This window comes from uncultured Flavobacterium sp. (genome assembly GCF_963925415.1).
GTDB lineage: Bacteria > Bacteroidota > Bacteroidia > Flavobacteriales > Flavobacteriaceae > Flavobacterium.
Genome location: NZ_CAWUTS010000094.1, coordinates 1 through 10,736, shown reverse-complemented (window position 1 = coordinate 10,736; position 10,736 = coordinate 1). Strand labels below are relative to the sequence as shown.

At 29.9% G+C, this 10,736-nt stretch carries 13 protein-coding genes and 1 pseudogene; 7 read left to right on the top strand and 7 right to left on the bottom strand.

The window, feature by feature from the left end; genetic code table 11:
• From AABM47_RS07575 to AABM47_RS07555, 5 genes and pseudogenes are all read right to left on the bottom strand, one after another.
• Window positions 1-134, bottom strand: a pseudogene (locus AABM47_RS07575) (DNA-binding response regulator); the annotation flags it as partial.
• Window positions 135-196: 62 nt separating this feature from the next.
• Window positions 197-505, bottom strand: a complete 309-nt coding sequence (locus AABM47_RS07570) for a 2TM domain-containing protein (protein WP_338410324.1) — start codon at window positions 503-505, stop codon at window positions 197-199.
• A 2-nt stretch (window positions 506-507) separates the two neighbouring features.
• Window positions 508-807: a 2TM domain-containing protein gene (locus AABM47_RS07565; RefSeq protein WP_338410323.1), complete on the bottom strand. Its 300-nt coding sequence runs from the start codon at window positions 805-807 to the stop codon at window positions 508-510.
• Between the two features lie 52 nt (window positions 808-859).
• Window positions 860-2,215, bottom strand: coding sequence for a 2TM domain-containing protein (locus AABM47_RS07560; protein ID WP_338410322.1), 1,356 nt, complete (start codon window positions 2,213-2,215; stop codon window positions 860-862).
• A gap of 7 nt (window positions 2,216-2,222) precedes the next feature.
• On the bottom strand, window positions 2,223-2,843 hold the full coding sequence (locus tag AABM47_RS07555) for a hypothetical protein (protein ID WP_338410321.1): 621 nt from the start codon (window positions 2,841-2,843) through the stop codon (window positions 2,223-2,225).
• A gap of 204 nt (window positions 2,844-3,047) precedes the next feature.
• On the opposite strand from AABM47_RS07555, the gene AABM47_RS07550 reads away from it, so the two are divergent.
• The 3 genes from AABM47_RS07550 (at window position 3,048) to AABM47_RS07540 (ending at window position 5,747) form a co-directional block, all read left to right on the top strand.
• Entirely contained in the window at window positions 3,048-3,962 is a 915-nt protein-coding gene (locus tag AABM47_RS07550) for a glutaminase (protein WP_338410320.1), read from the top strand.
• A gap of 80 nt (window positions 3,963-4,042) precedes the next feature.
• Complete coding sequence (locus AABM47_RS07545; RefSeq protein WP_338410319.1) at window positions 4,043-4,570, top strand: hypothetical protein; 528 nt, start codon at window positions 4,043-4,045, stop codon at window positions 4,568-4,570.
• Between the two features lie 118 nt (window positions 4,571-4,688).
• Window positions 4,689-5,747 carry a nucleoid-associated protein gene (locus tag AABM47_RS07540; protein WP_338410318.1) on the top strand — a complete coding sequence of 353 codons (1,059 nt, stop codon included), beginning with the start codon at window positions 4,689-4,691 and terminating at the stop codon, window positions 5,745-5,747.
• Between the two features lie 77 nt (window positions 5,748-5,824).
• Here AABM47_RS07540 and AABM47_RS07535 read toward each other — a convergent pair whose 3' ends face one another.
• Complete coding sequence (locus AABM47_RS07535) at window positions 5,825-7,228, bottom strand: FAD-linked oxidase C-terminal domain-containing protein (RefSeq protein ID WP_338410317.1); 1,404 nt, start codon at window positions 7,226-7,228, stop codon at window positions 5,825-5,827.
• A gap of 104 nt (window positions 7,229-7,332) precedes the next feature.
• On the opposite strand from AABM47_RS07535, the gene meaB reads away from it, so the two are divergent.
• From meaB to AABM47_RS07515, 4 genes are all read left to right on the top strand, one after another.
• The gene (gene meaB, locus AABM47_RS07530) at window positions 7,333-8,418 is read left to right on the top strand and encodes a methylmalonyl Co-A mutase-associated GTPase MeaB (RefSeq protein WP_338410316.1); all 1,086 of its coding nucleotides are present in this window, start codon (window positions 7,333-7,335) and stop codon (window positions 8,416-8,418) included.
• 151 nt (window positions 8,419-8,569) lie between these two features.
• Window positions 8,570-8,803, top strand: a complete 234-nt coding sequence (locus AABM47_RS07525; RefSeq protein ID WP_338410315.1) for a helix-turn-helix transcriptional regulator — start codon at window positions 8,570-8,572, stop codon at window positions 8,801-8,803.
• Window positions 8,796-9,125: a HipA N-terminal domain-containing protein gene (locus AABM47_RS07520; protein WP_338410314.1), complete on the top strand. Its 330-nt coding sequence runs from the start codon at window positions 8,796-8,798 to the stop codon at window positions 9,123-9,125. Before AABM47_RS07525 ends, AABM47_RS07520 begins: the two co-directional genes overlap by 8 nt.
• Window positions 9,112-10,137, top strand: a complete 1,026-nt coding sequence (locus AABM47_RS07515; RefSeq protein WP_338410313.1) for a HipA domain-containing protein — start codon at window positions 9,112-9,114, stop codon at window positions 10,135-10,137. Before AABM47_RS07520 ends, AABM47_RS07515 begins: the two co-directional genes overlap by 14 nt.
• A gap of 194 nt (window positions 10,138-10,331) precedes the next feature.
• On the opposite strand, the gene AABM47_RS07510 is transcribed toward AABM47_RS07515, so the two are convergent.
• The coding region (locus AABM47_RS07510; RefSeq protein ID WP_338410312.1) for a CHAP domain-containing protein at window positions 10,332-10,736 on the bottom strand (405 nt) is incomplete at its 5' end.

The following is a 10,736-nucleotide window of genomic DNA, read 5'->3' as shown; positions in this document are numbered from 1 at the left end:
TTATTATTTTGAAACCATTCTACAGATTCTTCCACAGAATGCAAAAGTGTATGTACTTCTAAACCTAATTTTTCAACTTTGCGTTGCAACAATCTTGCTGCTGGTTTTTCGTCTTCAATTATTATTATATTCATTTTTTTTAGAGTTGTAAAGTAACTAAGGTACTAAGCGACTTAGTCACATAGCTACTTAAAAATTATTCCCAATTATGTTTCTTTTCTTTATCCATAATTTCTTTTATTTTTCGTTCTTCCCAGTTGCTTCCTAAAATAATATTAGGCAAAAAAACAGATAATCCATGAGCTAATAAACCAATTCCCCAAAAAAGCAAAGTTTGAAAATTTTTAAATTGAAAATAACTTTCGCCTGGCTGCAAATTTTGAATATACAAAATGATTACCATTATATTAATGACCACATAAACTAATGCATGTGTGTAAAACCCTTTAATTCGTTTTACTCTTTTTAGAGCTTGCTCGAATTTTATTTTATCTAAATTTTCCATTTTTAACTAAATTTATTAATTTTTTGTTTTTCTTCTTCATAAAATTGGTGAATTTTTTTTTGTTCCCATTCTTCATTATAAAATGGTAGTTTTTTAAAAACAATCAATCCGTGAATTAATAACGTAATTCCCCAACCCCAAAACGGAAAAAATATCCACAAATAATTTGGTGTCATAACTAAATTTATTATTAAACAAGTTACCATAACACAAGTGAAATAGGTTGAATTTACATAAAATCCCTTAATTTGTTCTACCTTTTTTACTGCTAGTTCATATTTTATTCTATCTTGATTTTCCATTTTTGTTTATTTATCTAAAATCTGTTTTCTGAAAATCTGAATATCCAAAAAACTATTTCCATTGATTATTTTTTTTATTTTCTTTATTTAATATCTCTTGTAATTTGCGCTCTTCCCATGATTTTCCATAACCAAATACTGAAAAGGCGTGAAAAATTAAGCCCATTCCCCAACCCAACATTGGAAACCAAAACCATTGAAAACCGATTGTACTCAAATTGATAATTATTAATGTTGGAATTACAACGCAATAAGAAATTAAATTACCGTAAAAACCTTTTAACTTTTCTACTCTATCTTTAGCTCTATCGTAAGCTGTTTGTTCGTTGTAGTTATATGTTGTATCCATGACTGCTATTTGTTTTGTTAATATTGGAAGTTTTATTCTGAAATAGTCATCAGTATCTTCTACTAGAACATTTCTCTTTGTTAAAATTGCGTATCGACTTACAATATTTTGAAGACCAACTCCTTTTCTATCTTGTAAAACTTCCTTTTTTTGTTTGTTGTTTTCTACTATTAATTCGTTGTTGTTGATGCTTATTATTATGTGTAATGGCTTTTTCTCACTTACTATATTATGCTTTATGCAATTTTCTAATAATAGCTGTAAGGATAACGGGACTACTTTTGCTTCTTCATCTTCAAAATCTAAAGGAACTTCATAAGAAATACTATCTTCAAATCGCATTTTTAAGAGGTTCATATAGGTTTTTGCAAAAGCTAATTCTTCGGCAACAGTAACCATTTCTTTGTTTTTTTGTTCTAAAACATATCGATAAATTTTGGACAAAGAAGTCGTGAATTTTTGTGCGTTTTGAGGATTCTCTTCAATTAATGAACTCAAAACATTTAAACTGTTGAATAAAAAATGCGGGGCAATTTGGTTTTTTAAACTTTCAAACTTGGCAGAAGCTGTTCCTGCAATGATTTTTTGTTCTTTTACCTTTTTTTCTTGTGAAGCTTTGTAAAAATAAACCAAATGAAACAAAATCGTTATAACAATAGTTATCAATAAAGAAACAATATAATATTCAAATTTTTCCTTTCTAATGAAGTCTGAGAAACTATTATTTTCAAATCCAACCATTGTCATCAATCGAATTAAAAATATACCAATCATTGTCAAAAATATACTTCCAAAAGCTCCAATTAACATTCTATAATTTTCATATTTTTTCCAAACTACACTATGATTCAAATAATCGAAAAAAGTACTATTAACTAAAGAAAGCGTTATACCATAAATACAATAATAACCTATTTCAACAATAAAATTATAATCGAAAATTATTTTTCTGCCAAAAAAATACTGAATAGAAATTATCACCAATGCTACTGCCAAACTTATTATTATTCCATTTCCAATGGCTTTTGAAAAGTATAAAAAATCATATCTTGAATTCATTATGTTATTATTTACAATTAGCTGCAACTTCTTTTGCTCTATCCAATCCCCAATTTGGATGAAATGCTGTTTCTGGTTTAAAACTTTCAAACAAAGGTACCGATTTTGCAATTTGTTCGCACATTGGCGTTGTATCTTGTCCAAAATATCTGGCTGAACCCATTTCAAATTCGGCTTTTGCCAATATAACTCTTGGGTTATTTGGAGCTATTTTAGAGGCTTTTGCATAAACTCCATTTGCCATTCCTGAATATTTCATTCCGTTTGTCATAGGGTCTGAAACAATCCAACCTGTGTAGATTAATCCTTGAACTACTAATAATTCTGCATTTTTACTGTCTTTTTCAATTTCAATATCTAAAGCTTTTTGTGCCGTTTCTAACAATGATTTTAGTTCTTCTTTGTCTTGTGTTTGAAAAGAGGATAAAGCATTAATAAGAGCCACATAATAGTTAGGTAACCATTTGTCTTTTTCTTCACTCGCAATTTTTTCAAATACAACAGAAGCTTCTGTGTTTTTTTCAGATTGCCAAAGTAAAAAGCCGTTTTTCATTTCTGTTTCATAAGAAGTTTGAGCCGTAAGATAGCTGCAAATTAAAAGTGCGATAAATGTGATAATTTTTGTCATAATATAAAATTTAAAGTTAGTATTTGTTTTTTGATAGTACAAAGTTGCACCAGAATGATATGATTTTAAAATTGTAATTACCGAACTGTTGAATATTGAGGATGAATTGTTTTTTTTTGATGTTATAGGTTATGGTTACAATATAAAATATTTGATTTATATTTAACATTGACATTAATTAGTACATTTACAAAAACATCAAACATGGATTATCAACAAATACTAAACTCAATATATAACGAAGTAAAACTGTTAAAAAATGATGGTTTAATGGCTGAATATAATCCTGAATTAGCTAAAGTTGATGCTTCTAAATTTGGGATTTCATTAATTGACAATCAACAAAATAGTTTTAATGTAGGAAATGCTACTGAAAATTTTTCGACTCAAAGTATTAGCAAAGTGTATTCAACAGCTTTAATATTTTCTAAAATTGGAAATGATTTATGGAAAAGAGTCAATTTTGAACCTTCAGGAAACGCTTTTAATTCCTTAGTTCAATTGGAACATGAAAACGGAATTCCAAGAAATCCATTTATAAATGCTGGAGCTTTGGTTATTGCCGATTTAATGTTAGATCATTTTGAAGATCCTAAAACGTATTTTTTAGATTTTATACGAACATTGGCACATTCAAAATCAATACATTATAATATAGATGTTGTAAATTGTGAAAAAGAAACTGGTTTCAGAAATGCAGCTTTGGTAAATTACATCAAGTCGTATGGAAATATTAAAAATAATCCAGAAGATGTGTTAGATTTTTATTACCATCAATGTGCCTTAGCAATGAATTGTGAAGAATTAGCTAAAAGCTTTCAGGTTTTTTCTAATAATGGAATAAATCCATATAATAACGAGCGTTTACTTACTTCAAGTCAGTGCAAAAGAATGAATGCGTTAATGCAAATGTGTGGTTTTTATGATCAAGCTGGAGAATTTACTTTTAAAGTAGGCTTGCCCGGAAAAAGTGGCGTTGGTGGTGGTGTTACTGCCGTTTTTCCAAACAATTATACCGTTGCCGTTTGGAGTCCAAAATTAAATAAAAAAGGAAATTCTGTTTATGGATTAGAAACTTTAGAACGATTAACCTCAATTACCGAAGCCTCAATATTTTAAAATCTTATCAACAAAAGCAATTTGACAAAAGTAATTTCTTAAATTATCCTTACTTTTGCAGTTATTAAAATTTCAAACAAATGATATATAAATTTAGAGCCATATTAGATACTAAAGAAGATATTTTTAGAGATATAGCTATAGAAAAGACAAACACTTTAGAAGATTTACACAACGCAATCGTTAATGCTTTTGGCTTTGACGGAACCGAAATGGCTTCTTTTTATATGTGTGACGATGAATGGAATCAAGAATTTGAAATTCCTTTATTTGATACGGGTGATGACTCTGACGATGTTAGAGCCATGAACGAGTTTATTATTGAAGACAATATAGACAAACATCATACAAAAATTATTTACGTTTATGATTTCTTAAACATGTGGACTTTCTATGTGGAATTAGCCGTTGTAGAAAATCAAAAAGAAGAAGGATTAACTTATCCTGCATTATTATTTTCTCAAGGTGAAGTGCCTTTAGAAGCTGAAGATAAATTATTTGAAGCAGAAGGTGGTTTAGATGAAGAGGATTTTGACGAAGATGATTTAGACATGTTTGATGGTGATGATAGTTTTGAAGATTTTGGTTTTGAAGAAAATTGGAATTAGTTTTTTGAGAAGAAAGAAACAAGAAGCAAGAACAAAGAAATAACTAATTTAAAAACAAAATAGATTTAAGAAAGCAGTCTTTTCTCTTTCTTCTTTCATCTATTTTCTAAACAACAAAATGATAAACCTATTCAACGCACATATAGACAATCTTTCCATTCATCGTGTTGGAAACAAAAGCAGAAATGAGTCTGTATTTTTATCTGAAAATGCATATGGATTAAACGATGAAATTATGCCCATTTTAAAAGAATATTTCTTTAAACCTTTTAGAGAAAAAGAAGAAAACTATTACCAATTTGCACATGAAGTAGATTTGGAATATAATGAAATGTTTAATTTTGCAACCGAAATTTTCAACAATCCAAGTGATGTACATGCTGTTTCTTTAAAAATTACAAAACATCTTTTTGAGCAATCAAACAATGCACATATCAAAAATGGTGAAGTATATGTGGCATACTTTTCTAATGTTTCTATTGACAATAATGTTGTAGATGCAATAGGTGTTTTTAAAAGTGAAATTCAAACTGATTTTTTACAATTTGAAGAAAAAGAAAGCAATCTTGAAATGATTTTACAACAAGGTATAAACTTGAACAAATTAGATAAAGGATGCCTTATTTTTAACTACAAAAAAGATGAAGGATATAAAATTTTAACTGTGGATAGTAATAGATATGATGCACGCTATTGGTTAGAAAATTTTTTATCGGTTGATGCATTTCAGGATGAAAATTTTATGACTAAAAAATATTTGAAATTTTGTCAAGATTTTGCTAAAGATGTAGTTTTACCTGCAGAAGACAAACAACAAGAGGTTTTATTTATGAACAGAGCCATCAATCACTTTGCCAAAAATGATGCTTTTGAAGAAACATCTTTTTTGAATGAAGTGATGGAAAATCCTGAATTTATTCCTGAATTTAAAAATTACAAGGTAGATAAGGGCGAAAAATACAGCATTGAAGATGTTACTAGTTTTCCCATAGCAAATGCTGCTGTAACTGATGTTCGTAGAAAATTAAAAAACACCATACATTTAGATACAAATGTGCAAATCAAATTAGATTTTGTAAATTCTGATTCTGCTCAAAAATTTGTAGAAAAAGGTTGGGATGAAGAAAAACAAATGTATTATTACTTGGTTTATTTTAATAAGGAACAAAAAAGCTAAAGTGATATAACAACCAAAAGCCTCAACTACACAAAGGTAATTGAGGCTTTTGTTTTGTTTTAAACAGCTAGTTTATACTACATTTCATCCGGAAAAATTTTTCCTGGATTTAAAATATTATTGGGATCAAAAACAAATTTTATACGCTCCATCAGTTCTAAATGGGTTTTTGAAAACACAATATCCATATAGTTTTTTTGCACATAACCAATCCCGTGTTCTCCTGAAAGAGTCCCTTTTAGTGAAACTGTTAATTCAAAAATCTCCCTAATTCCGTTAGGAACCTCTTTTTCCCATACTCTATCAGACAAATCACCTTTGATGATGTTAACGTGTAAATTTCCATCACCAGCATGACCGTAACAAACTGATTGAAAACCATACTTATGCCCTATTGATTTAATGCCTTTTAATAATTTTGGTAATTCATATCTTGGAACAACTGTGTCTTCTTCTTTATAAATAGAATTAGATTTAACAGCTTCTCCAACAGCTCTTCGCATTTTCCATAAAGCATTTTTCTGCTCTTCTGAATCAGCAAATAAAACCTCATCAATTTTATAATTTTCTACAACTTCTAGAATCTTTTCAGCTTCTAACATCAAAATTTCAGGATAATTTCCATCAACTTCAATTAATAAATGAGCTTGAATATCATCTTTAATTTGAACACTAACACCATCAATATACTTCATCGTCCATTCTAAAGCATCACGTTCCATAAATTCTAAAGCACTGGGCACAATACCAGCTCTAAATATAGCCGAAACAGCCTCACAAGCTTGATTTGCTTGATAAAAAGGAACAAGAAGCAATACATTGTGTTTATTTGCAGGAATTAGCTTAAGAACGATTTTTGTAATCACACCTAATGTTCCTTCACTACCAACCATTAATTGAGTCAAATTATAACCTGTAGCGTTTTTGAGTGTATTAGCGCCTGTCCAAATAATTTCTCCGCTTGGTAAGACCACTTCTAAATTTAAAACATAATCTTTAGTAACTCCATATTTTAAAGCTCGAGCACCACCAGCATTTTCGGCTACATTTCCACCTATCCAACAGCTACCTTGACTGCTTGGGTCTACAGGGTATGATAGATTTTTTTCTAAAACAGCTTCACGTAAAACTTGAGTAATTACAGCTGGTTCAACAGTTACTTGCAGGTTTTTTTCGTCAATATCAATAATTTGATTTAAGCGCTCCATCGAGAGTCCTATACCACCGTAAATTGACAATGCGCCACCGCTTAAACCAGTTCGTGCGCCAATTGGTGTAACCGGAATTTTAAAATCATTAGCCACTTTTAAAACAGCTGAAATTTCTAACGCATTGGCAGGTTTTAAAACTACATTTGGCGGAAAAAGATAGTCTTCTGTTTCATCATGACCATAATGATTACGGGTCTCTTCATCTACAAAAAGATATAAAGGACCAACTATGTTTTCTAGTTTTTGGAGGATTTGTAAATTCAATTGCATGGGATATTATTAATAGGTAAAAGTAAAAAAAAAAATGTCCCTAGCGAAATATAAATTTTATCGTTAAAAAAAAATGTAAATTTGTTATACAATAATTTTATTCATTGAAAAAAATAAACAAAAAATCAGCTATAACCGAAGTTAATGGAATCCATCAACCCGATTCTGTTAGCGATGTTGTTGCCAAAAAAATTCAACAAAAACGCAAGGTTATTCCATCTGCTAAAGAATTAATAGAAGCCATACAGATTGGTAATAAAATTGCTTTAAGCAGAGCTATTACTTTGATAGAAAGCACCAACCCTGAGCATTTAGAAAGAGCTAATGAAGTGATTAATGGCTGCTTGCCCCTTGCTAACAATTCAATTAGAATTGGAATTACTGGTGTTCCTGGTGTTGGAAAAAGTACTTTTATTGAAGTCTTTGGCAAACATTTAACCTCATTGGGTAAAAAAGTGGCTGTTTTAGCTGTTGATCCAAGCTCTTCTATAAGTTACGGAAGTATTTTAGGCGACAAAACCCGCATGGAAGAATTGGTTAAAGATGAAAATGCTTTTATACGACCTAGTGCTTCAGGAGAAAGTCTTGGCGGTGTTGCACGAAAAACACGCGAGAGCATAATTTTATGTGAAGCTTGTGGCTTTGACACTATTATTATTGAAACCGTAGGTGTTGGGCAGAGTGAAACAGCTGTTCATAGCATGGTAGATTTCTTTTTACTTTTAAAAATATCAGGTGCTGGTGATGAGCTACAAGGCATAAAACGGGGCATTATGGAAATGGCAGATACTATCGTAATTAACAAATGTGATGGCGATAATATTTCAAAAGCCAAATTAGCTAAAACTGAATTCAACAGAGCCTTACATTTATTTCCTGCCAAAAAAAGCGGCTGGGTTCCAAAAGCTTCAACATGCAGCTCATATACAAAAGAAGGCATTGATGATGCATGGAATACTATTTCCAAATATTTTGAGATGGTACACCTCAATCATTATTTTCAAGTAAAACGTCAAGAACAAAATCTTTTTTGGATGATGGAAACAATTGATCAACAATTAAAATCTAATTTTTACACGAATACCTCAATTCAATCTTTATTAGAATCAAATAAAAAAGCTGTCACAAATAATGAAATATCACCATTTGCAGCAGCCATGCAATTACTTAGTATTTATTTTAAGAAATAATAAATTTTATACCCAATAAAGTATATTTTTTCTAAAAATACCTATTATTATATCACAAAAGGTATAAAATAATAAGAAAATTAAAAAATATACCATTTTAGGTATGAAATAATAAAAAAACCGTATATTTATAGCTCTAAAAGGTATAGAAATGAAGAAAAATCTAAATCAATTAAGCATTCACGTTAAGAACAAACGAAAACAAAATAAATTAACACAAACAGAACTAGCTCTAAAAGCAGGCGTAGGATTGAGATTTGTAAGAGATTTAGAACAAGGAAAAAACACCCTACGAATGGATAAAGTAAATGACGTATTACGCCTTTTTGGAGAAACATTAGGTGCAATACCAATGGATAGACAAAAATTATTGAAAAATGAATAGAAACGGAAATGTATATCTGAAACATGTTTTTTGTGGCATTGTTAGCGAAACAGACAGTGGCTATTTGTTTGAATACAATAAAGAATATTTGAAAAACGACCAAGCACAAGCCGTAAGTTTGACATTACCTTTGACAGAAAAACCCTATCAAAGTAAAACCCTTTTTGCTTTTTTTGATGGTTTGATACCAGAAGGATGGCTTTTAGACATTGCCGAAAGAAATTGGAAAATAAATTATAAAGACAGAATGGGATTGCTCCTAAGCTGTTGTAAAGATTGCATTGGAGCAGTAAGTGTAGAAAATAACAATGAAAAATTATAAAAAGAAATATTTAGCACAATTAGAAAACTCAACTACCGAAGTTCAAGAAAAAGGAACGTATTATGGTAGAAAATGTTTGCATTGCTATGAGCCACTCTTAAACAATAATTCAGATTTTCATGAAGCATGCAACAAACGCTTTTTTGGACAACTAAAAACGCCTCAATTAGCCTACAATTTAGATAATTTGCAAGAATTGGCTACACAAATCATACAAAGTCAAATGGCCGTTACAGGAGTTCAAGCAAAAGTATCTTTAAGTTTATATAGAAAACAAGATAAAAATTTAACAAAAAAACTCACTATAATAGGTCTTTATGGAGACTATATCTTAAAACCCCCATCAGAACACTATCCTCAATTGCCCGAATTGGAAAGTGCAACCATGCACATGGCAAATCTTTGTGGTATAAAAGTAGTGCCGCATAGTCTAATACATTTGCAAGATGGTACATTATGTTATATCACGAAAAGAGTAGATAGAACCCGAAAAGGAAAACTACAAATGGAAGATATGTGCCAACTAAGTGAAAGACTAAACGAAGACAAATATAAAGGAAGTCATGAGCAAGTTGCCAAATTAATTTTAAAATATTCCTCAAACCCATTATTGGATGTGAGTAATTTTTACGAACAAGTGTTATTTAGTTTTTTTACTGGAAACAACGACATGCATTTAAAAAATTTTTCTTTGCTAGAAAGAGAAGGACTAGGTTTAAGTTTATGTCCTGCTTATGATTTAGTACCAACAGCATTAGTAAATTTAGCAGACACAGAAGAATTAGCATTAACATTAAATGCCAAAAAAAAGAAATTAAAATATGTAGATTTTCTTGCTGCTTTTGAAAATGGTGGTTTGAGTAAGAAAGTTTTAGATAACACATTAGAACTTTTTGTTTTTGCTAAACCAGAAATATTAGCTGTTTTAGAAAAAAGTTTCGTTAGTGATGAATATAAACAAAAGTATTTTTCTTTGATAGAAAGAAGATATGAGCAATTGGGATTGGAGTAAAAAACCGTTACACGCTTTTTGTAGCGGTTTTTTTAAAGATAAATGATGTTTATTTTATATAATTTTTCCGTTTCTTATTCCAAGTTATTTTATTTAAATAAAATAGCTGTTTTGTTTTTCGAAACCGAAGTTTCGGGGTCGAAATGACAAATTTAATCCCAATGGTATAAGTAACGGATAGTCATATAATTTTATTATGAAGAACAAATTATAAATCCTTTATTAATTGAATTTATTTTTCGTGTATGTAACTTAAATACACCAATACCTTCTCTTGAACCAGAATTATTAGTATTTCCCTCAATTGTAGTAACATACCCTCCTTGAATCGATTCTACAATTCCAGTGTGTCCATAACCATTGCCATAAGAAATAATAAATACGGCTCCTGGAACAATTAAATTTGGATTATTAACAGCATCATTCTTTACTATCTTTAGTTGTTTGGTTTTATTCCATTGATTCAAACATCCTCCTGTTTTTACTAATGGGTTATTTGTATTTAATTGTTTTGCAGCTTGCTCAAAACACCAATATACAAAAGCCATACACCAAGCATAACCACCATTTAGTCCAATTGCCTTTAAATATTCATTAAC

Bases quoted from the DNA above. Each gene is read 5' to 3' on its own strand.
- AABM47_RS07550 (WP_338410320.1), top strand. From the start codon at position 3,048: ATGGATTATCAACAAATACTAAACTCAATATATAACGAAGTAAAACTG.
- AABM47_RS07540 (WP_338410318.1), top strand. From the start codon at position 4,689: ATGATAAACCTATTCAACGCACATATAGACAATCTTTCCATTCATCGT.
- AABM47_RS07515 (WP_338410313.1), top strand. From the start codon at position 9,112: ATGAAAAATTATAAAAAGAAATATTTAGCACAATTAGAAAACTCAACT.
- AABM47_RS07570 (WP_338410324.1), bottom strand. From the start codon at position 505: ATGGAAAATTTAGATAAAATAAAATTCGAGCAAGCTCTAAAAAGAGTA.
- AABM47_RS07525 (WP_338410315.1), top strand. From the start codon at position 8,570: ATGAAGAAAAATCTAAATCAATTAAGCATTCACGTTAAGAACAAACGA.
- AABM47_RS07520 (WP_338410314.1), top strand. From the start codon at position 8,796: ATGAATAGAAACGGAAATGTATATCTGAAACATGTTTTTTGTGGCATT.
- AABM47_RS07565 (WP_338410323.1), bottom strand. From the start codon at position 807: ATGGAAAATCAAGATAGAATAAAATATGAACTAGCAGTAAAAAAGGTA.
- AABM47_RS07535 (WP_338410317.1), bottom strand. From the start codon at position 7,228: ATGCAATTGAATTTACAAATCCTCCAAAAACTAGAAAACATAGTTGGT.
- AABM47_RS07555 (WP_338410321.1), bottom strand. From the start codon at position 2,843: ATGACAAAAATTATCACATTTATCGCACTTTTAATTTGCAGCTATCTT.
- AABM47_RS07545 (WP_338410319.1), top strand. From the start codon at position 4,043: ATGATATATAAATTTAGAGCCATATTAGATACTAAAGAAGATATTTTT.
- AABM47_RS07560 (WP_338410322.1), bottom strand. From the start codon at position 2,215: ATGAATTCAAGATATGATTTTTTATACTTTTCAAAAGCCATTGGAAAT.